At 54.2% G+C, this 20505-nt stretch carries 19 protein-coding genes; 7 read left to right on the forward strand and 12 right to left on the reverse strand.

Going from position 1 to position 20505, the window contains the following annotated elements:
- Positions 1-222: 222 nt before the first annotated feature.
- A complete protein-coding gene (locus IV433_RS12800) occupies positions 223-678 on the reverse strand; it encodes a winged helix-turn-helix transcriptional regulator (RefSeq protein WP_195814535.1) in 456 nt (151 codons plus the stop codon).
- 114 nt (positions 679-792) lie between these two features.
- On the opposite strand from IV433_RS12800, the gene IV433_RS12805 reads away from it, so the two are divergent.
- Positions 793-1587: an SDR family NAD(P)-dependent oxidoreductase gene (locus IV433_RS12805; RefSeq protein ID WP_195814534.1), complete on the forward strand. Its 795-nt coding sequence runs from the start codon at positions 793-795 to the stop codon at positions 1585-1587.
- A 92-nt stretch (positions 1588-1679) separates the two neighbouring features.
- On the forward strand, positions 1680-2369 hold the full coding sequence (locus IV433_RS12810; protein ID WP_195814533.1) for a fumarylacetoacetate hydrolase family protein: 690 nt from the start codon (positions 1680-1682) through the stop codon (positions 2367-2369).
- 27 nt (positions 2370-2396) lie between these two features.
- Here the strand turns inward: IV433_RS12810 and IV433_RS12815 are convergent, their stop codons facing one another.
- The 8 genes from IV433_RS12815 to IV433_RS12850 all read right to left on the reverse strand — a co-directional run bounded on the left by IV433_RS12815 (position 2397) and on the right by IV433_RS12850 (position 12266).
- The gene (locus IV433_RS12815; RefSeq protein WP_195814532.1) at positions 2397-3203 is read right to left on the reverse strand and encodes a hypothetical protein; all 807 of its coding nucleotides are present in this window, start codon (positions 3201-3203) and stop codon (positions 2397-2399) included.
- Positions 3203-3400, reverse strand: coding sequence for a hypothetical protein (locus IV433_RS12820; protein WP_195814531.1), 198 nt, complete (start codon positions 3398-3400; stop codon positions 3203-3205). Before IV433_RS12820 ends, IV433_RS12815 begins: the two co-directional genes overlap by 1 nt.
- 153 nt (positions 3401-3553) lie before the next feature.
- Positions 3554-5035: an L-asparagine permease gene (gene ansP / locus IV433_RS12825; RefSeq protein ID WP_195814530.1), complete on the reverse strand. Its 1482-nt coding sequence runs from the start codon at positions 5033-5035 to the stop codon at positions 3554-3556.
- A 232-nt stretch (positions 5036-5267) separates the two neighbouring features.
- Positions 5268-6116, reverse strand: coding sequence for a transcriptional antiterminator BglG (bglG, locus tag IV433_RS12830; protein WP_195814529.1), 849 nt, complete (start codon positions 6114-6116; stop codon positions 5268-5270).
- 166 nt (positions 6117-6282) lie between these two features.
- On the reverse strand, positions 6283-7575 hold the full coding sequence (locus tag IV433_RS12835) for a carbohydrate porin (RefSeq protein ID WP_195814684.1): 1293 nt from the start codon (positions 7573-7575) through the stop codon (positions 6283-6285).
- Between the two features lie 287 nt (positions 7576-7862).
- Positions 7863-9260, reverse strand: a complete 1398-nt coding sequence (locus IV433_RS12840; RefSeq protein WP_152325812.1) for a glycoside hydrolase family 1 protein — start codon at positions 9258-9260, stop codon at positions 7863-7865.
- 22 nt (positions 9261-9282) lie between these two features.
- Complete coding sequence (gene bglF, locus IV433_RS12845; protein WP_195814528.1) at positions 9283-11160, reverse strand: PTS beta-glucoside transporter subunit IIABC; 1878 nt, start codon at positions 11158-11160, stop codon at positions 9283-9285.
- Positions 11161-11456: 296 nt separating this feature from the next.
- A complete protein-coding gene (locus tag IV433_RS12850) occupies positions 11457-12266 on the reverse strand; it encodes an SDR family NAD(P)-dependent oxidoreductase (RefSeq protein ID WP_195814527.1) in 810 nt (269 codons plus the stop codon).
- A 116-nt stretch (positions 12267-12382) separates the two neighbouring features.
- Here IV433_RS12850 and IV433_RS12855 point away from each other — a divergent pair, with 116 nt between their 5' ends.
- From IV433_RS12855 to IV433_RS12875, 5 genes are all read left to right on the forward strand, one after another.
- On the forward strand, positions 12383-13288 hold the full coding sequence (locus tag IV433_RS12855) for a LysR family transcriptional regulator (RefSeq protein ID WP_195814526.1): 906 nt from the start codon (positions 12383-12385) through the stop codon (positions 13286-13288).
- Between the two features lie 178 nt (positions 13289-13466).
- Positions 13467-13637 carry an ash family protein gene (locus IV433_RS26290; RefSeq protein WP_255534032.1) on the forward strand — a complete coding sequence of 57 codons (171 nt, stop codon included), beginning with the start codon at positions 13467-13469 and terminating at the stop codon, positions 13635-13637.
- A 73-nt stretch (positions 13638-13710) separates the two neighbouring features.
- Positions 13711-13977, forward strand: coding sequence for a helix-turn-helix domain-containing protein (locus IV433_RS12865; RefSeq protein ID WP_152325807.1), 267 nt, complete (start codon positions 13711-13713; stop codon positions 13975-13977).
- Positions 13978-14321: 344 nt separating this feature from the next.
- Positions 14322-15734 (forward strand): MFS transporter, encoded by a 1413-nt coding sequence (locus IV433_RS12870; protein WP_195814524.1) that lies wholly within the window; start codon positions 14322-14324, stop codon positions 15732-15734.
- On the forward strand, positions 15731-18109 hold the full coding sequence (locus IV433_RS12875) for a glycoside hydrolase family 3 N-terminal domain-containing protein (protein WP_195814523.1): 2379 nt from the start codon (positions 15731-15733) through the stop codon (positions 18107-18109). Before IV433_RS12870 ends, IV433_RS12875 begins: the two co-directional genes overlap by 4 nt.
- Positions 18110-18186: 77 nt before the next feature.
- On the opposite strand, the gene ruvB is transcribed toward IV433_RS12875, so the two are convergent.
- The 3 genes from ruvB to ruvC form a co-directional block, all read right to left on the reverse strand.
- Positions 18187-19194 (reverse strand): Holliday junction branch migration DNA helicase RuvB, encoded by a 1008-nt coding sequence (gene ruvB / locus IV433_RS12880; protein WP_015696866.1) that lies wholly within the window; start codon positions 19192-19194, stop codon positions 18187-18189.
- 8 nt (positions 19195-19202) lie between these two features.
- A complete protein-coding gene (ruvA, locus tag IV433_RS12885; RefSeq protein ID WP_152325805.1) occupies positions 19203-19817 on the reverse strand; it encodes a Holliday junction branch migration protein RuvA in 615 nt (204 codons plus the stop codon).
- An 87-nt stretch (positions 19818-19904) separates the two neighbouring features.
- The gene (gene ruvC, locus IV433_RS12890) at positions 19905-20426 is read right to left on the reverse strand and encodes a crossover junction endodeoxyribonuclease RuvC (protein WP_015696865.1); all 522 of its coding nucleotides are present in this window, start codon (positions 20424-20426) and stop codon (positions 19905-19907) included.
- Positions 20427-20505 lie beyond the last annotated feature (79 nt).

Below are 20505 nucleotides of genomic sequence, written 5' to 3' on the forward strand. Positions count from 1 at the left end.
AATCCCGGGCTCTTTAACTGCGCGCTACCGCTGGGGCGATGGACATGTTCCGTTGCTCCGGCATGTGGCGCGAAATCTTGCCGCTGCGCGGTTCCTTCCCCGTGGGTTCGAGCCACAGGTCTCGAACCCACGGTCAGCAAAATTTCTGAGCGCGCCAGTGGGCATTTCTTGGGGAACTCATCCGTAAAATTTCTGAGCGCGCCTGTGGGCTTTCTCAAAAAATTAATCAGTGTGGGATTTGGGGACTATCGCTGTAATTTCGTTATCTTCCAGTATTCGCCCGTCTTGTGCGCGCAGTTCGATTTTGCGCAGGGGCTGGCGGTTTTTGGTGTCGACCATCAGGGTGCAGGCTTCGCCTTCTTCGAACAGGTATTCACTTCCCCACTGTCCTAATGCGATCAGCACAGGGCGCAGCGCGTGGCCTTTTTCTGTCAGGACGTATTCCTGATACGCCGAACCGTCGGCGGCGGGTTCCACTTTCATGATGCCTTCGGCTACCAGCGCTTTGAGGCGCGTGCTGAGAATGTTTTTCGCCGCGCCCAGGCTGCGCTGGAATTCGCTGAACCGCGAAACACCGTGCATCGCATCGCGGACAATCAGCAGCGTCCACCAGTCACCTATCAAATCCAGCGCGCGGCCTGCCGGGCATGGCGTGTTTTCCAGTCGGGTTCGTTTCATGGCACTTCCTGCTCAGGGCGGTTTATAAAATCTGGTTGCATTATAAAACCACCAGTGCTAAAAATCATCTGGTTTCATAATTAAACCACATTCACATTTCTGAGAGGTTCTGCCATGTCTGATTCAAAAGTTTCACACTCCGTCGCTTTAATCACCGGCGCATCCAGCGGTATCGGCGCGACTTATGCTGACCGTCTGGCGAAACGCGGTTATGACCTGATTCTGGTGGCGCGCGACGTTGCACGGCTGGATGCCCTGGCAGAGCGTCTGCAACAGGAGTACCGCACAAACGTGACCGTTTTGCCCGCTGACCTGACCCGTGCTGAGGATCTGGTTCGCGTCGAAGATTTCATCCGCGCAAACCCGCAAATTACACTGCTGATCAACAACGCCGGGGCTTCCCTGAAAGGCGGCTTCGAGAACAGCGATGCCGATGCCATTGAAAATCTGATTACCCTGAACGTCACGTCTGTGGCCCGCCTTTCCCGCGTGGCGCTGGATGGTCTGCTGAAACACAAAGACGGCGCGATTATTAACATCGCCTCGGTGATGGCGCTGATGCCGGAAGCCCGCGCCGCGGTCTATTCCGCGACAAAAGCTTTCGTGCTGACCTTCAGCCAGACATTGCAGTTCGAACTGGAAGAACGCGGTTTGTACGTGCAGGCCGTCTTGCCCGCCGCAACGCGCACTGAAATCTGGGAACGCTCCGGCAAGAATATCGACGAAATTTCCGGCGTGATGGAAGTCGGTGAACTGGTTGATGCCGCACTGCTGGGCTTTGACCGCAAGGAGAAAATCACCATTCCACCGTTGCAGGATGAACAGCAATGGATTGATTTCGAAGCGCGCCGCAGCGTGATGGTACCGGTGTTCAGCCAATCACATCCGGCGCCGCGTTACAAATCCTGACCGTCCGACATTGATCAGTAACAACAATTTGCTGGTCAACCGGTGTTCGCTTTGCAAATATGAAAATACGTTAACTTTGTGAAGTGAATACGATGACCGAATTTGTAATTGCCGTACCCAAAACGCCTTCTCTGGCCGTTGAAGGCCAGAGTGCGCGTTTCCCTTTACGCCGCGTGTATTGCGTTGGCCGTAACTATTCTGAGCACGCCCGCGAAATGGGTCATGACCCTGACCGCGAGCCGCCATTCTTCTTTGCAAAACCGGCAGACGCGGTGATCCCGGCCAGCGGCAATGTGCCCTATCCGACGCTGACCGAAGATTTGCATTATGAAGTGGAGCTGGTGGTGGCGCTGGCAAAAGGCGGAAAAAATATTGCAGCCGGAGACGCGCTGTCTCACGTATGGGGCTATTCCGTAGGCGTGGATTTAACCCGTCGTGATATTCAGGCTCAGGCGAAAAAACTGGGCCGTCCGTGGGATTTCGCCAAAGGTTTTGATGATTCCGCACCGGCGAACCCGCTGCTGCCGGTCAGCCAGACCGGACATCCTGCCGCCGGTAAAATCTGGCTGGATGTGAACGGCGAAAAACGTCAGCGCGGCGATTTAAGTGATCAGATCTGGCAGGTCGCGGATGTGATCAGTTATCTGTCACAGGCCGTTGAGCTTAAGCCCGGCGACCTGATTTACACCGGTACGCCTGCGGGCGTCGGCCCGGTCGTGCGCGGTGATGTGATCACCGGCGGGATCGAAGGGCTGAGCGAATTCCGCTTTACTATCGTTTAAGCGTTAATCCAGTTGCGACGCCTGAATTCAGGCGTCCTTTTCTCCCACCTTTCTTTCTGTCTCTTCCGTAACGAGCGGGATCAGTTTCTCAAATGCACAGGCGCTCGACGGGTCAAACAGTGACAACGTTTCTATCTGGCTGAGCAAAATCACTTTCCTGAAATTCAGCGCATTCACCGGCCGGGAAACAGGCGTCACGCCATGTTCCTGATAATACCGGGCGTAGTTATGCTCAACGCGCAGCTCCAGTGTGTCTTTGTCGCGGTAACCGCTGACCATCGGGATCACCACGACGTTATCTGACGATGACGTTTCACAGCGCGCCGTGTGTACCATTCCGATATACACCCGCCGTGACTGGAGCGTGATAAACACCATATCGCCCTGTTCCATGCACTGGTACAAAAGGCCTTCAACACCGTTGGCGCGGGTAAGCTGTTTGTACAACTGCTTACGCCCGGCGGTATTGAGCCGCAATCCCGGCGACCAGGTAGTACGCACCAGACAAAGCATTACCGAAATGCCGAGCATGATGACAACCGGGGCCTGGATCCCTAAGAAACTCCAGTTGATAAAATCGCGGTGGTAATGAACGTTCTGATGCGCATAAACCGTGGCCGGAATGGCGTTCACGATTTCTGAAATTCCCCACAGCGCCATATAACCCAGCGCAATCATCAGCACGCCTTGCAGGACGAAAATGCAGCCGTAGAGCGCCACCAGAAAATAGACATCCCAGCCAAATGTCCGTTTGAGTTTGAAACGTGATGAGATGTCGCGGGTGGTGTACCAGTAACCGCAGACCATTAACACCATGAAGACCGCCGTCGCCATTACAGCACGCTCATGCGTTTGACGTGCCGGGCGAAATCTTCCTGCATCTCCTGATTCGCCGGATTGACCGAGGCAGTACCGTTTTCATCAATCAGAATACGCTCGCCCTCCTCCAGCGTATTTTCAATATCCTTCGCACTGAACAGCCCGAGAAATTGTTCGGGGCTGGAAAAAATTTGAAGCAGATTCTTCAACATAGGTTTCTCTCACAGCAAAAGAACAAGCCTAGTCAACAGAGGGCAATGCGGTGAAAAATCAGGGGAGTTTAGGAATGTTTACTTTCTGAAAGGCAAAAAAAAGGCCGCCCCGCGGGACGACCTTCTTTCTTTACAGCAAACGTTCTGCCCGGCTTACTTCGATTCCACGCTTTCGTGATGCGCTTCTTCGTGCGCAGCCTGCTCGGCATGCACTTCCGCCGCGCGCTTACGCAAACCAATCCAGCCCAGTACCAGCAGAATAATCAGCACCGGAATGGTGGAAACCGTGAAGGTTCCGTTCGGGTAATCAAACGCCATCAGGATCAGTACGCCCGCCAGGAATGCCAGCGTCAGCCATGAAGTAAACGGCGCCCACGGCATTTTGAAGGAGACGTCTTTCGCACGGCCTTCTTTGATGGCGGTACGAAGTTTCATCTGGCACACAATGATGAACGCCCATGAGCTGAGGATGCCCAGTGACGCGATGTTCAGAACGATCTCAAAGACCTGCGAAGGCACGTAATAGTTGAGGATGACGCCTATTACGTAAATACCGACGGTCACCAGAATACCCGCGTAAGGCACCTGCTGCGCGCTCATCTTCGACATAAATTTCGGCGCAGAACCTCCCATCGACAGCGAACGCAGAATACGACCGGTGGAATACAGGCCGGAGTTCAGGCTCGACAGCGCGGCGGTCAGCACCACGATATTCATGATAGTCCCGATGTACGGAACGCCGAGCTTGCTGAAGAAGGTTACGAACGGGCTCTGGCCCGCCTGATACGCATTCCACGGCAGCAGCAGAACCAGCAGAACCACAGAGCCGACGTAGAATAAAGCAATACGCCAGATCACGCTGTTGATGGCTTTCGGCAGCACTTTTTCAGGATCTTTCGTTTCGCCCGCTGCGGTACCGACCAGTTCGATTGCCGCAAAGGCGAAGACCACGCCCTGCACTAAGACCAGCGCCGGTAACAGACCGTGCGGGAAGATACCGCCGTTGTCGGTGATCAGATGCAGACCGGTGTTATTGCCGTCGAGCTGTTTGCCGGTGCCGAGGAACACCACGCCGACCACCAGGAAGATCGCGATAGCCGCGACTTTTATCAGCGCAAACCAGAATTCCATTTCAGCGAACCACTTCACGCCGATCATGTTCATGGTCGCCACAATCGCCAGCGCACCGAGGGCAAACATCCATTGCGGGACATCACCGAAGGTTCCCCAGTAGTGCATGTACAGAGCCACTGCGGTGATATCGACAATGCCGGTCATCGCCCAGTTCAGGAAGTACATCCAGCCCGCCACGTAGGAGGCTTTTTCGCCCAGAAACTCACGGGCATAGGACACGAAGCTGCCGCTGGTCGGACGGTGTAAAACCAGTTCGCCCAGTGCGCGCAGAATAAAGAATGAGAAAATACCACATACCGCATACACGATAGCCAGCGCCGGGCCTGCCATCTGTAAACGCGCACCCGCACCGAGGAATAAACCGGTACCGATAGAGCCACCAATAGCAATCATCTGAACCTGACGATTGCCCATGCTCTTGTGATAACCGCTTTCGTGCGAATCCAGCCAGCGCCGTTTTGCGGCGTGTTTTGCCTCTGCCGATTTCTTATGAGACTTCATTATGACTTGTTCTCCAAAATAACCTTCACCTGACGCCGGTGCTGCAAGCAAACGATTGCAAGCCACGACGTTTACGTGGTTAACCCACTGTAGTTTTTTTAGCCGGAACTGTTTTTGATGCAATAACGGCGAAGGATGCTACCTGTTCTCATTAACCGAGGCAAAAAAAACCGTACTTAAAAATTGTGATAAGACATAATTCGCGGCGTGAATTGCGCATGCAACGACGGTTTTATGCATGATCTTGCGGTTTGCTCTCTTTGCGCACCCGCTCAATATTGATCGACAGGTACATGATCTCTTCCGTCGTGAGCCCGCGCTGGTACTGCGCCGCCAGATAGTCCCCGATCTTTTCTGCACACTGCCACGCCTGCGGGTAATTCTCTTTTACCGCCACATGCAGCGTCATATCGTCATCGGCGACCACGGTCCGGTTCAGCATCCGCTGGGCGAAGAATTTCAGGTGGGTCACGAACCGCTGATAGCTCAGCGACTCTTCGTCATATTCCAGACGCAGCTGGTATTTCACCAGATTGAGGATTTCCTGCATCACTCGGGTAATGCGCGCCACTTCCGGCATTTCGCCGTTCAGCTGCGCATTGACCAGATGCAGGGCAATAAAACCGGCTTCATCCACCGGCAGCCGCACGCCCAGACGCGCATCAATAATGTCCAGCGCTTCCACGCCCAGCGCATACTCTTTCGGATACAGACGCCGCGTTTCCCACAACAGCGCATTGCTGATGGGCACACCTTTTTTCTGCCGTTCAATGGCAAAGTTGCAGTGATCGGTCAGCGCGATATACAGATTTTCCTGCAATTTTCCCAGCCGGGTTCGTGCCAGCGAAATGATCTGGTCGCAGGTCGTCATCACTTCCATCGGAATATGCGAGAGCAGTTCCGTCAGATGCGCGACCAGTTCGTCGTTTTGTAAGGCGAAGATTTTCTCGATTTTGCTGTCATCAAGTTCATCTCCTGTTTTTTTCATAAACGCCAGACCACGGCCCATGACGACCTGTTCCCGCTGCTGATCGTTGACGACAACCACCACGTTATTATTTAAAATTTTGGCGATTTTCATTGTGATTCCCTGAAAAGAAAAACCCGATCGTCAGTGAAGAAGATCAGGTTTTATCTGCCGCAGCATTGCGTATCTGCCTGATAATTCTAGCAGGTTAGATTAGCCACTCAATGCACATTACTGAAAAAGCGTGATAACGATCCCGGCTCTCCGGCCATGCCCGCACTCAGAAAGTGACAATGGCTTTCAGCCCCGTCACCCAGGCGTCCTGCGTTTCTTTCACGCCACCCGGACGGTACCAGTATTGCAAATCGGGTTGCAGGATAAGCCATGAACGCACTTTGATCTGGTAATACAAATCGGCATTAACCGAATGCCCGGACAGCGGCGTGTACAACGGATTGCCGTAATCATCCACCTGATAAATGGCGTTGCGGTTTTCCTGATTCTGCCGGTAGTGGTCGCTCATTTTAATGTACGTCATACCAAAACCCAGCCAGTCGTCAGGGCGCGCATCGAACAGACCGCGATAACGCATGGAAGCCGCCTGCGTGTAATGCATGGTGTTGCTGCGCGGATCGGCGAGACCGAGACTGTATGACACGCTCATGCCGCGGTTCGGATCATCGCCACGCTGCGTCACCTGCTGGTTGAAACCGGTGTACATAAACCAGGTGCTGCTGTGGGAACGATAACCTTCCGGGTCGCTGGCGCCGACGCTTTGCGTTTTACCTTCCGAAAGATCCTTCTGCGGCGAGTTGGTGTAAAGCAGCCCGAAGTTATAAATGCCCGGCAAACCGTTGACCTTGGTTTTCAGCTCGGCTTCCATCGGCAGCAAAATCCCGCGCGCGCCTTTCAGCGAACCGCTCCAGGCGTATTTCCTGTCCGACGCGTCCGGATTTTGTTCCATGATGCCGGTTTTCAGCGTCAGGCCATCCGTCAGTTTGTACTGGAACGTGGTGCCCCAGTAATGTTTGTTCCAGTTGTACCAGGTCATCGAGTTGGCCGATTTACCGCCGCACTGACTGAGCAGCTGGAAATCACACGGGATAATCTGGTCGAAATCCTGATTCTTATTCATCATACCGATGCGCCAGTGCAGCTTCCGGTCGTCAAAACTGCGGCCAAAGGTCAGCCAGCCCAGACGCGTAATCGACTGCCCTCCCCAGCTTTCCTGCGCGATATCGTTAAAACCCACGCGCGGATCCTGCGTACGTTCGGACGTCAGGTTGTCATCATGGTTACGGTTAACAATGTTCCCTTCAATCGCCGCATCCGGAATGCCGGTGTACATTTCCAGATCCTGCGTAAACGTCAGCGAGAACTGGTCGATGTACGCCAGTTTTTTGTCGTGGTTATAACCGCCGCCCGCGTTGTAGGAGGATTCACTCAGATAACCGAGCTGATAATGGAAACCGTGGTCTTCAAGAATGGGCCGGATCCCCAGCATGTCGCCGAGCATCCCTTCGCCGGGTGCTTCAAAACCGAGCACGGTTCCGTTCCAGTCGCTGGCGGCCATTGCCGGTTGAATCCCTGCGCCCGCAAGACAAACGGCCAGCGCGAGATATTTATGATATGAACGAACTGCGGGTCGTATTTTATACCCGGTATTATTGTGTGCAGGTAATACAGAAGTCTGAGAAAATTTCATCATTACATTCCCTTCGAATTATTGATTATCTTTTTATTGTTATTCGAATTCCTTCCCGCAGACACAGATTGCCCTGCGGGTGAAATTTCGCATTATTAAATGAGATTGGTATGAAGTGGCCTGCTCATTCAGGCCACCGGATTACAGTTTTTTATTTACGCTTTTAAAGAGGCACCGTGCGTTTTAATCACGTCGGCATACCAGAAGAAGCTTTTCTTGCGGCGTCGTTCCAGCGTGCCATTGCCCTGATCGTCGCGGTCGACATAGATATAACCGTAGCGTTTGGAGAATTCGGCTTTCGATGCGCTGACCAGGTCGATAGGCCCCCAGCTGGTGTAGCCCATGACTTCCACACCGTCTTCAATGGCTTCGCGCACCTGCACCAGATGGTCATTGATATACTCAATGCGGTAATCGTCATTAATGCTGCCGTCCGCTTCGACTTTATCGCGGGCACCCAGACCATTCTCAACAATAAATAACGGCTTCTGGTAGCGGTCATATAATTCATTCATTAAGAACCGCAAACCTTCCGGATCAATCTGCCAGCCCCATTCGGAACTTTTCAGATGTGGATTGGGCACCATATTTAATATATTGGCACGTGCTTTAATATTTTGTTCTGCATCCGTGGTGACACAACCGGTCATGTAATAACTGAAGGAAATAAAGTCGACTGTTTCTTTCAGCGCTATTTTGTCTTCAGCAGTAATGTTAATTTCCATACCGCGATCTTTAAAGAAACGTTTCATATACGCCGGATACGCGCCACGTACCTGAACGTCGCCGAAGAATAACCAGTCGCGGTTTTGTTGCAGCGTTTCCATCATATCAGCCGGTTTGCAGGTCAGCGGATAGAGCATTCCGCCCAGCAGCATGTTACCGATTTTGCCGTCAGGAATGATTTCATGACAGGCTTTCACCGCTTTGGCACTCGCCACCAGCTGATGATGAATGGCCTGATAAATCGCCTGTTTACTGCTGCCTTCCGGCAATCCGACGCCGGTAAACGGCGCGTGCAGCGACATGTTGATTTCGTTGAACGTCAGCCAGTGTTTCACTTTATCTTTGTAACGCGTGAACACGGTGCGGGCATAATTTTCGAAGAAACCGATGGTATCCCGGCTGCCCCAGCCGCCGTGTTTTTTCACGATGCCGTAAGGCATTTCGTAATGGGAAAGCGTCACCAGTGGCGTGATGCCGTATTTCGCCATTTCATCAAACAGGCGGTCATAGAATGCCAGACCGGCTTCATTCGGGTGAAGCTCGTCGCCTTCCGGGAAAATACGCGTCCAGGCAATAGACGTGCGCAGTACGGTGAAGCCCATTTCCGCGAACAGTTTCATGTCTTCCGGATAACGATGGTAAAAATCAATCGCCACATCTTTGATGCCGAAATCGCCTTCCACGCGCTCCTGCACCGGGCCGAAAACGCCCTGCGGTTGCAGGTCAGAGGTGGACAATCCTTTACCGTCGGTCAGGTACGCGCCTTCAACCTGATTAGCTGCGACTGCGCCGCCCCATAAGAATTCCTTCGGGAATTGCTTGCTCATGTGAACCTCCTGGTTCTGACTGTTATCGTAAAAGGGTAAGTAATAAAGCTTGTTCGCAGACGTCCTGACCGGTGCTGGCCGGAATGACGTCGAGATAGTCGTCGCTGTTGGTGATAAGCACCGGCGTCGTCAGGTCGTAACCCGCTTCGGAAATGCCCGGGATATCGAACTCCAGCAGCAAATCGCCCTGCTTCACGACGGTGTCTACTGCCACGTGCGGCGTGAAGAATTTGCCGTCAAGCTTCACGGTATCGATACCGACGTGGATCAGGATTTCCGCGCCGTCTTCTGATTCAATTCCGATGGCGTGATGGGTTTTGAACAGGGAAACCACGGTGCCGTTGACCGGCGACACAACACGGCCCGCGGACGGAATAATCGCCACACCTTTACCCAGCAAACCGCTGGCAAATGTCGGATCTTTCACGTCTTCAAGTGCCACGCAGGCACCGGCAATCGGGCTGGTCACCAGGGTTTTGCCACGCGGTGCCTGAACGGAAGCCGTCGCGACGGTATCGGCCGTTTCACCCGCTTTCACTTCTTCATTCATACCGAAGAAGAACGTTGCCAGAGCGGCAAAAGCGAGGGCGAAGACGGTGCCGGCAATCGCGGCGATAACCGTCTGGTCGAAACCTGTCGGTGGAATAATCTGCGTGAAAGTGAAGATGTTAGCGAAGCCGAACGAGTACGCGGTGGTCTGGAAATAACCGAGGATTGCCGCACCCAGCGCGCCGCCGACGCAGCCGAAAATAAACGGACGGCGGCGTGGCAGGTTAATGCCGTAAACCGCCGGTTCTGTGATACCAAAAATCCCGGCGCTGACAGCGGAACCCGCCAGTGCTTTGGTGCGCGCGTCTTTGGCACGCAACATCACGCCGATAACAGCGCCAACCTGCCCCATGACCGCCGGTAACAGCAGCGGCAGCATGGTGTCGTGGCCGAGAATACTGAAGTTGTTGATCATCAGCGGCACCAGCCCCCAGTGCAGGCCGAAAATCACGCAAACCTGCCACAGGCCGCCCATAAAGGCACCCGCGATGGCCGGGCTGATGTGATAGATAAACTGATAGCCGTTAGCAAGTTGCTGGCTGGCCCAGGTTGCGACCGGTCCGATAAGCAGGAAGGTCAGCGGAACAATCACCATCAGGCAGATAAGCGGCGTAATGAAGTTGCGCAGGGAACCCGGCAGCAGTTTCATCAGGCGTTTTTCCATCCAGCTGGAGGCCCACGCGGCGAGGATCACCGGAATAACCGATGAGGCGTAATTGATGAATACCAGCGGTATGCCAAAGAAATGTTCAGACGGTACGCCCGGCTGCTGAGCGTTGAACGCCGCCGTCATCAGCGGATGCACCATCGCGCCGCCAATCATCATCGTCACGAAGGGATTGCCGCCGAATTTTTTACCGGCGGTGAAGCCTATCACCAGCGGGAAGAAATAAAACATGGCATCGCTGGCGGCGAACCAGACTTTATATGTGCCGCTTTCCGGATTCAGCCAGCCGCAGGCCAGCGCCAGGGACAGAAACCCTTTCAGGATCCCTGACGCGGCCATGATGCCGATAAACGGGGTAAAAATACCGGAAATGACGTCAATGGCGCGGGCGAACAGATTGCCTTTATCCTGCCCCTCTTCGTCATCGCCGCTTTCCGAAAGTGCGCTGCCGCGCACCAGCGCGTCATAGACCGCGCCGACGTGGTTGCCGATCACGACCTGAAACTGGCCGCCGCTTTCCACCACCATAATGACGCCGGGGTTCTTTTTTAATCCTTCGGCATCCGCTTTACTGATGTTTTTAAGCTTGAACCGTAAACGGGTGGCGCAATGCACCACGCTGTTCACGTTTTCCTTTCCGCCCACTCCGCGGAGAATTTCGTCGGCTAATGTTTTGTATTCCATGGTGTTATCTCATCAGAGTAATGGCGTCGTGCACGACATTGCCGTTGTATTTCAAAGGGGCGGCCGGCCCCTGAATTCAGGCCAAAAAAAAACCTAAACGTCCGGTCTCTTCGCGACATGCGAAGAAACGAGAAGTTTAGGTTTTGCCTGTCAGACAGTAACAATCCTGCTTTCTGATCCGGATTCTCTGGCGAATCGTTGACAGAAACAAGTCGTAATATCAGCCGTGTGACGAAACTGTGATCGGCTTCAGATTTTGTGCTGAAGGAGGCTCATCCCTGAGCTTCTTCGGCAAATTAGCGTAGTCCGGCGATGGTGAATCCGCCGTCCACCAGCAGATTTTGCCCGGTGACAAACCGCGCTTCGTCGCTGCACAGCCACACAACAACGTCGCCCACGTCGTCGGATTCGCCCACGCGCCCTGCCGGCGTCAGGTGAACAAACGGCCTGAGCATCTCTTCATTCGCGCCCATCCGTCGTGCCATCGGCGTATCGATAATGCCCGGATTTACGTTGTTGATACGGATTTTATGCGCGCCGGTTTCCAGCGCAATGGCGCGTATCATGGCATCCAGGCCGCCCTTGCTGGCGGAATAAGCCGCAGACCCGAAACTCGCGCCGTGCGCCAGCCATGAAGACGTGTTCACAATCGCGCCGCCGCGACCTGCGGCCACCATCGCCTCCAGTTCATATTTCACTGACAGCCAGACGCCTTTCAGATTGATGGCGATCACGCGGTCGAATTCGGCTTCCGTCATCTCGCTGACCGGCGCAAAACCCTCGATACCGGCATTATTAAACGCCGCGTCCAGACGCCCGAAATGCGCCAGCGTTTCCGCAATCAGATGCTGAACCTGCGCGCTGTCTGAAACGTCCGCCGGCACCGCCAGCGCGTCGCCGCCTTGTTCATGGATCAGCGCCACGGTGTGCAGAAGTTCCGCTTCACGTCGCCCGGCAACCACCACTTTTGCGCCGTCGCGCGCGAAAGCCAGCGCCGCGGCACGACCAATTCCGCTGCCTCCGCCAGTGACCAGCGCCACGCGGTTATGCAGACGAAGGGGCTGATTTTGAAGATGTGATCCCTGAAGATACGATTGTTGTGACATAGAAACCTCTGAGGAAATGTGTTGACCAGAACCTGACTATAAGAGGATTAATTGTTGTGGATAAGCCATCTTATATCGCATGATTTGCTGGTTCATATTCATCAATAGGAAACGAAATGCGGACTAACGAACTGGGTGAGCTGACCGCTTTTGTCGCCGTGGCAGAAGAAAAAAGCTTCCGTAAGGCGGCGGCGCGGCTGAATTTAACCGCATCCACCCTGAGCCACTCTTTGCGCGCGCTGGAAGAACGGCTGGGCGTCAGGCTGCTGAACCGCACCACGCGCACCGTTTCGCCGACGGAAGCGGGGATTGCGCTGCTGGCCGAAATTGCGCCCGCATTTGCGGCAATTGCCGGTGCGGTTGAAAAAGTGAATACCTTCAGGGAAACCCCGCAAGGCACGGTGCGCATCAATACGCCGCGCATTGCGGCAGATCTCGTTTTTATGCCGCAGCTTAAGCAATTTAGTCAGGATTTCCCGGACATCCGGCTGGAACTGGCCACCAACGACGGTTTCGTGGATATCGTCAGTGAAGGGTTTGACGCCGGAGTGCGTATCCGCGGCGACGTTCAGCAGGATATGAGTGCGGTTCGCCTGACGCCCGATTTTCATTCAGCGGTTTACGGCTCGCCTGAATATTTCACGCGGCATCCGGAACCGCTCTCACCCGCCGATTTGCAACATCACGCCTGCATTGGGCGACGGGAAATTACCGGCGGTGCGTTGTATCGCTGGGAATTTGAAAAAGAAGGTAAACAAATCTCGGTGCCGGTCAGCGGCCCGCTGATTGTTGACAGCGTAACGATGATGACCCGCATCGCTCTCGACGGTATCGGGCTGGTTTACACTGCCCGCAGCCCGGAACATGACGCGCTGGTCGCGCAGGGTTTGCTTATCCGCGTGCTCGAAGACTGGTCGGTCACGTTTCCCGGTTTCTTTCTCTATTATCCCGGTCACCGCCAACTTTCCGCGGCGTTAAAAACCGTGATTAACAGCTTCCGTTTACCGTTGCGGGATCACTAATCTGCTCATTTAACGTCAAGAATTTAAAGGCACTCCTAATGCGGTGTTGGTACACGTAAGCCGTTACGTTATAATTACCCTGTTACGGCAAAATCCGTAACCAGGATTCTCAACCTGAATGTTTACTGGCGACATGGAGTGCGTAACTGCATTTCACGTTTGAGTCTGCGCATGCCTATTGCCTGTACAAACAACAAGCAATATCTCAATGGTGGCTCAGGCGGGGCTGACTTCGGTCAGGCCGGTATCCAGTAGAACCGGTGTTGAGAACCCCGTCAGGGCTACCACCAGTGAGATTCTCAACTCCGGTGGTCGCTGTAACATCAAACTACTGGACAATGAACCATGAACGACAAGCCAAGGCAGGCATTACTTCCTCCCCCTCTGTTGGTTTATGCTCCCGTTTCTTACGGAGAGAGCATATGAAGAACACCCGTGAAGACTGGCATCCCGCCGATATTATCGCTGCAATTCGCAAAAAAGGCTCAACGCTGACGGCACTCTCGCGTGATTCAGGACTGGGCGCATCAACCCTGTCCAATACGCTGTCGCGACGCTGGCCCAAAGGTGAGTTGATTATTGCGGCAATGATCGGCGTTCCGGCGTGGGAAATCTGGCCAAGCCGTTATTACAATGCCAACGGGGAGTTGGTTGTTCCTAAATTGCGGAACCCTAAAGCGGAGAGTTAATCCGTGACAGCGGTGAGAGCCTGGCTTTCACCGCATTTTGAAGAGCCTCAGACCGGCGTATTTTTTAATCTTCACGCCGTTAGTCCATCCATTCGCAAGAGACCGCATACCCTTCGCTGCGGGCTTTTGCCAGTCAGGCCTCATTCTGTTTGATCCCGTTCACAAATAAAAAACAAAATCAAAAAACGTAAATTACATATTCGTTTCCTCAATTGTTTACCCTCGACTCATTATCAATACTTCAGTCGCACGATTATTTATTCAGCATTTTCCCTACATTTTTTGATTCGGACGCACAGTGTTTCAGTCGGTTATCTCTCATCTTTGAAAGCAGGTAACGAATAATGATAACTACCCCGGTTCTTTCCGTTAAAGATAAAATTGGTTACGGGCTTGGCGATATGGCCAGCGCGCTGGTCTGGCAAACGGCCACTTTATTTCTGGCCTATTTTTACACCGATGTTTTCGGCCTGCCGGCCGCCATCATGGGCACGTTGTTTTTAGTGGTCCGCGCCGTTGATGCCTTCGTCGATCCTTGTATCGGCGCGATGGTCGACCGCACCACGACCCGCTTTGGTAAATTCCGCCCCTGGCTTTTGTGGTTTGCGATCCCGTTCGGGGTTTGCTGCCTGATCACCTTTTACGTACCGGACATTTCCCCGACCGGAAAAATCATCTATGCCTGCGTCACTTACACCCTGCTGAGTCTGGTGTATTCGGCCATCAACGTGCCGTATTGCGCCATGCCGGGCGCGCTGACGCTCGATCCGCGTGAACGCCATTCGTTGCAATCGTGGCGTTTTGGTCTGTCATTTGTCGGCGGTCTGGTGGTGACGGTGATTGCCCTTCCGCTGGTGGCGAAACTGGGCGACGGCAATCCGCAAAAGGGTTATTTCTACGCGATGAGCCTGATGGGGCTGCTCGGCATCGTGCTCTTTTTCTGCTGTTTTGGCCTGACCCGCGAACGTTATCACCCGCGTAATGACACCTCGGGCTCCATGCTCAGCGATTTAAAATTACTGTGGAATAACCCGCAATGGCGCATCGTTTTTATTTTTAATATTTTGCTGTTATGCGCCGTGGTTATCCGCGGCTCGGCAACAATGTATTACGTAAAATATGTTCTTGGCCGTCCGGATCTGGTCTTCAACTTTATTGTTTTCGGGATGCTGGCGTCTTTATTTGGCGCATTGCTGTCGGAACGGTTATTAGGGAAATTTGACCGCGTCAAATCCTATCAGTGGACAATTCTGACCTTCGTTATCTGCAACGCCGCTATTTTCTTTATTCCGGCACAATCGCTGTGGTTTATTTTTGGCCTGAATCTGGTATTCAGCTTCATCCAGAATCTGACGACTCCGCTGCAATGGACGATGTTCTCCGACGTCGTTGATCACGAAGAATCGCGCACCGGCCGCCGTCTGGACGGACTGGTGTTTTCCACCGCGCTGTTTGCCATTAAATTCGGTCTGGCGCTCGGGGGCGCCGTCGTGGGCTGGGTGCTGGGCATGGTGGATTATGTGCCGAACGGCTTGGCTCAGGCACCGGCGGTCATGCTGACCATCAATTCCCTGTTCACCCTGGTTCCCTGCGCGCTATTCCTCGTCATGGCCGCCCTTCTTTTCACCTACCGGCTCAACAGCCGCACGATGCAAACCATCGTGGCCTCACTGGCGGGCAAACGATCCTTCGACGGCGAGAGCGCCGCTGTACCCGCAGGTTCTGCCCCACTGATTAATCAAGGAGAAATACGATGACTCATCTGTATCAGGATGCTTCGCAACCCGTCGCCACCCGCGTTGCCGACCTGCTGGCGCGCATGACACCGGAAGAGAAATTTGCCCAAATGCACGCATTCTGGCTCATCCTCGACAGCGGCGGAAATCATAAAGAACGCTCAGATCTGAGTGATGATTTTGCCGGTCATAAAAAAACGTTGTCACTGGAGAAACAGCTGGCCTGCGGCGCAGGCCAAATCACCCGCCCGCTCGGCACGCACGTTGTCAGTCCGGAAGAAGGCGTCCGGGCGCTGAACCGCCTGCAAAAAACGCTGGTGGAGGAAACGCGGCTGGGCATTCCGGCGATGTTCCATGAGGAATGTCTGGTCGGTTTACTGTGCAAGGACGCCACGCTGTTCCCCTCTTCGCTCAGCTACGCGTCAACGTGGGACCCAGAACTGATGGAAAAGGTCGCCGCGGCTATCCGTGAGGAAGCGCAAAGCATCGGCTGTCATCAGGGTTTAGCGCCGGTTCTGGATGTTTCGCGCGATGTGCGCTGGGGACGCACCGAAGAAACTTTCGGTGAAGATCCGTATCTGGTGGGGGTCATGGCGACGGCCTACGTGCGCAGTTTACAGGGCGAAAACCGTGATTTTCTCGCCACGCTGAAACATTACGTCGGCCATTCTTTCAGCGAAGGCGCACGCAACCACGCCCCGGTACATCTTGGTTTCCGCGAACTCAACGATACCTTCCTGCTGCCGTTCGAAATGGCGGTAAAGCTGGCCAACGCCGGTTCCGTTATGCCGGCTTATCACGATATTGACGGGCAACCGTGCCACAGCGATCACTTCCTGCTGACGGAAATTTTGCGCGAACAATGGGGCTTTGACGGCCTGATTGTGGCGGATTACGGCGGCGTCAGTCTGCTGCATCAGCATCATGGCGTCAGCCACGATGATGCCGAATCGGCGGCGCTGGCATTCAACGCCGGTCTGGATATTGAGTTGCCGAAAGGCGATTGCGCCCGGCATCTGGCTGATGCGGTATCACGCGGGCTGATTGATATGGCTAAAATCGATGAAATCGTAGCCCGCGTTCTGACGGAAAAATTCCGCCTCGGGCTTTTCGAGCAGCCGTATGCGCCTGAATCACAGCCAAAAATGCAGCAATCTGCCGTACGTGAACTTGCCTGGGAAGCGGCCGTTCGCTCCATCACACTGCTGGAAAATAACGGTATTCTGCCGCTGAAACCTGCCTCTGATCAGAAAATCGCCGTAATCGGACCGACGGCGGACGACCCGCTGGCATTACTCAGCGGTTACAGTTTCCCGGTGCATCTGATTATCAGCGAGATGGAAGCGCAGACCGGACAGGTCACCACGCCGCTTCAGGCACTGCGTTCGGCCTACGGCGAGCAGAATATTCGTTATGCCAAAGGCTGCCATATTCTCGAAAAACGCACAGCGGGTGCGCCGGTGTTCCCCGGTGATGCCGGTAAGCCAATGCAACGTTCACCGGTTTCTCAGGACACCACGCAGATCGCCGCTGCGGTCAAAGCGGCGCAGGAAAGTGACGTGGCGCTGGTGTTTGTCGGCGATCTGGCGGGATTGTTCCAGAGCGGCACGGTCGGTGAAGGTTCTGACACCGACAGCCTTCAGTTACCCGGAGTTCAGCAAAAACTGCTCGAGCAGGTTGTCGCAACCGGCAAACCGACCATTGTCGTCATGACCGGCGGCCGTCCTTATTTGCTGGGCGGTTTAGAGGAAAAAGTAGCCGGATTCCTGATGGCGTTTGCGCCCGGTCAGGAAGGCGGACGGGCGATTGCCGATGTGCTGAGTGGCAAAGAAGCGCCATCCGGGCGGCTGGTGGTTTCCGTGCCGAAAAGCGCAGGCGCGATGCCGTATTACTACAATCACAAACTGAAAAGTGGCGGAACGCCGATTGCGTTCCACTTCGGCGCGAAATACCCGTTCGGCTACGGGCTGAGCGGCACCACGTTCCGGTACCACGATTTGCAGTTAAATCAGCAGCCGGTTGCCATCGAAAACGGTGAAATTTCCGTACAGATTCAGGTTACCAATACCGGTTCGAGGGCAGGCAGCGAAGTGGTTCAGGTTTATCTGCGCGACTGCGTGGCTTCGCTGGTGCGGCCGGTACACGAACTGAAAGCGTTCCAGCGCGTTGAACTGAACGCCGGCGAAACCGCCACGCTGAATTTCAGTATTCCAACCGACATGCTGAATTTCACCAACGTCGCGCACAAACGCATCGTCGAGCCGGGCTTTATTGACGTTCAGGTCGGGGCTTCCAGCGCTGATATTCGCGCTAACGGCAGGGTGACGCTGGCCGGAAAAGTACGGGAATTGCCTCGTCACTGGCGGATGGTCAGCCGGTGTGAGGTGAATCAGTAAAGGCTGCTTGCAGACCACAAAACCAGAAAGCAAAACGGACGCATCAGCGTCCGTTTTTACAGGGTTCAGATAGGCTGTTATTCAGTTTCCCGCGTAATGCCGAAATGCTTATACGCATGGTTAGTTGCCATACGTCCGCGCGGTGTGCGCTGAATAAAGCCCTGCTGGATCAGGAACGGTTCGATCACGTCTTCAATCGTTTCACGTTCTTCGCCTATTGCGGCGGCTAAGTTATCCAGCCCCACCGGCCCGCCGGTGAATTTATCGATAATCGCCAGCAGCAGTTTGCGGTCCATATAATCGAAACCTTCCGCATCAACGTCCAGCATGTCCAGTGCGCCATTTGCTACATCACCGTTGATCGTGCCGTCGCCTTTCACTTCGGCAAAGTCACGTACGCGGCGCAGCAGACGGTTGGCAATACGCGGCGTGCCACGCGAGCGTCGGGCAATCTGATGCGCCCCTTCTTCCGACAATTCCAGCCCGAGGCAGGACGCACTGCGCCCGACGATATGCTGCAAATCGGCGACCTGATAAAATTCCAGACGCTGCACAATACCGAAACGGTCACGCAGCGGAGACGTCAGGGAACCGGCGCGCGTCGTGGCACCAATCAGGGTAAACGGGGGTAAATCGAGCTTGATGGATCGCGCCGCCGGGCCTTCGCCAATCATGATATCCAGCTGATAATCTTCCATCGCCGGATACAGAATTTCTTCGACAACCGGCGAGAGGCGGTGGATTTCATCGATAAACAGCACGTCGTGAGGTTCGAGATTGGTCAGCATTGCGGCCAGATCGCCGGCTTTTTCCAGCACCGGCCCGGAAGTCGTGCGCAGATTCACGCCCATTTCGTTGGCAACGATATTCGCCAACGTGGTTTTACCCAGCCCCGGCGGCCCGAAAATCAGCAGGTGATCGAGTGCGTCTTTGCGTTGCTTTGCCGCCTGAATAAAGATTTCCATCTGCGAGCGCACGTGGGGCTGCCCGACGTATTCGTTAAGCAGCTTCGGGCGGATCGCACGGTCTATGACCTCTTCTTCACTAAACACTTCAGAAGAAATCAGGCGGTCAGCTTCAATCATCGTTTACCTCACAGCGCCGCGCGCAGCGCTTCTCTAATCAACGTTTCGGATTCTGCACCCGGTTTCGCCACCTTACTGATCATGCGGCTGGCTTCCGGCGGTTTGTATCCGAGGGATATCAGGGCGGCTACTGCTTCACCTTCGGCATCAGATTCTTTCGCTTTCGACGCCGATGCAGGTAGCGTGATATCAGTATGATTGTTAAATAGATCACCGTTTAATCCTTTAAACCGGTCTTTCATTTCGACGACCAGGCGTTCTGCGGTTTTCTTACCGACGCCGGGTAATTTAATTAAGGCAGTGATTTCTTCCTTTTCCACTGCGCTGACGAACTGCTGCGCCGACATGCCTGACAGGATTGCCAGCGCCAGCTTTGGCCCGACGCCGTTCACTTTGATCAGTTCACGAAACAGCGCGCGCTCTTGTTTATCATTGAACCCGTAAAGCAGTTGGGCATCTTCGCGAACGATAAATTGCGTGAAGAGGATGGCTTCCTGACCCAGCTCGGGCAATTCGTAAAAACAGGTCATCGGCATATGGACTTCATAACCCACGCCGTTGGTTTCCAGCAGCACCAGAGGTGGCTGTTTTTCCAGAATAATGCCTCGAAGTCTGCCTATCACGTTCGTTTTCCTTATCAGGTCAAAAGCAGCAATGTTTATATCATAAAAAAGGCTGGATGAATATCCAGCCTAATGGACTTGCGGCGTCTATCGCATACGTCCGCGCGCCATCTGCAATTTATCAGAACTCAGCCGGATCGCATTCTGGCTCATGTGGCAATGCGTAATCGCAATCGCCAGCGCATCGGCGGCATCGGCCTGAGGATTGGCGGGCAGTTTCAGGATAGAACGCACCATGTGCTGCACCTGCGATTTTTCGGCAGCGCCTGTGCCGACAACTGTTTGTTTCACCTGCCGCGCGGCATATTCGAACACCGGTAAATCCTGATTCACTGCGGCCACAATCGCCGCGCCGCGCGCCTGCCCGAGCTTTAACGCGGAGTCCGCATTCTTCGCCATGAATACGGATTCGATGGCAAAAAAGTCAGGCTGGAACTGCGTAATAATTTCCGAAACGCCAGCGTAAATTAATTTCAAACGCCCCGGCATATCGTCAACGACGGTACGGATGCAGCCACTGCCCAGATAGCTCAGCTGACGCCCTGTCTGGCGGATAATGCCATAGCCGGTGATGCGTGAACCGGGGTCGATCCCCAGAATAATAGCCATAGCCGCTCAACGCCTTGTGTTGTCGTTTTTTTGAGAAAGTTGGGGACAGTATAAACTGCTGAGGGATTTCAGAATAGCC

It is taken from the genome of Rahnella laticis (assembly GCF_015644585.1).
In the GTDB taxonomy this organism is placed as follows: domain Bacteria; phylum Pseudomonadota; class Gammaproteobacteria; order Enterobacterales; family Enterobacteriaceae; genus Rahnella; species Rahnella laticis.

What these genes read in the sequence shown, in the direction of transcription:
- IV433_RS12800 (WP_195814535.1), bottom strand. Translation starts at nt 678, where the DNA reads ATGAAACGAACCCGACTGGAAAACACGCCATGCCCGGCAGGCCGCGCG.
- IV433_RS12805 (WP_195814534.1), top strand. Translation starts at nt 793, where the DNA reads ATGTCTGATTCAAAAGTTTCACACTCCGTCGCTTTAATCACCGGCGCA.
- IV433_RS12810 (WP_195814533.1), top strand. Translation starts at nt 1,680, where the DNA reads ATGACCGAATTTGTAATTGCCGTACCCAAAACGCCTTCTCTGGCCGTT.
- IV433_RS12815 (WP_195814532.1), bottom strand. Translation starts at nt 3,203, where the DNA reads ATGGCGACGGCGGTCTTCATGGTGTTAATGGTCTGCGGTTACTGGTAC.
- IV433_RS12820 (WP_195814531.1), bottom strand. Translation starts at nt 3,400, where the DNA reads ATGTTGAAGAATCTGCTTCAAATTTTTTCCAGCCCCGAACAATTTCTC.
- ansP (WP_195814530.1), bottom strand. Translation starts at nt 5,035, where the DNA reads ATGAAGTCTCATAAGAAATCGGCAGAGGCAAAACACGCCGCAAAACGG.
- bglG (WP_195814529.1), bottom strand. Translation starts at nt 6,116, where the DNA reads ATGAAAATCGCCAAAATTTTAAATAATAACGTGGTGGTTGTCGTCAAC.
- IV433_RS12835 (WP_195814684.1), bottom strand. Translation starts at nt 7,575, where the DNA reads ATGGCCGCCAGCGACTGGAACGGAACCGTGCTCGGTTTTGAAGCACCC.
- IV433_RS12840 (WP_152325812.1), bottom strand. Translation starts at nt 9,260, where the DNA reads ATGAGCAAGCAATTCCCGAAGGAATTCTTATGGGGCGGCGCAGTCGCA.
- bglF (WP_195814528.1), bottom strand. Translation starts at nt 11,160, where the DNA reads ATGGAATACAAAACATTAGCCGACGAAATTCTCCGCGGAGTGGGCGGA.
- IV433_RS12850 (WP_195814527.1), bottom strand. Translation starts at nt 12,266, where the DNA reads ATGTCACAACAATCGTATCTTCAGGGATCACATCTTCAAAATCAGCCC.
- IV433_RS12855 (WP_195814526.1), top strand. Translation starts at nt 12,383, where the DNA reads ATGCGGACTAACGAACTGGGTGAGCTGACCGCTTTTGTCGCCGTGGCA.
- IV433_RS12865 (WP_152325807.1), top strand. Translation starts at nt 13,711, where the DNA reads ATGAAGAACACCCGTGAAGACTGGCATCCCGCCGATATTATCGCTGCA.
- IV433_RS12870 (WP_195814524.1), top strand. Translation starts at nt 14,322, where the DNA reads ATGATAACTACCCCGGTTCTTTCCGTTAAAGATAAAATTGGTTACGGG.
- IV433_RS12875 (WP_195814523.1), top strand. Translation starts at nt 15,731, where the DNA reads ATGACTCATCTGTATCAGGATGCTTCGCAACCCGTCGCCACCCGCGTT.
- ruvB (WP_015696866.1), bottom strand. Translation starts at nt 19,194, where the DNA reads ATGATTGAAGCTGACCGCCTGATTTCTTCTGAAGTGTTTAGTGAAGAA.
- ruvC (WP_015696865.1), bottom strand. Translation starts at nt 20,426, where the DNA reads ATGGCTATTATTCTGGGGATCGACCCCGGTTCACGCATCACCGGCTAT.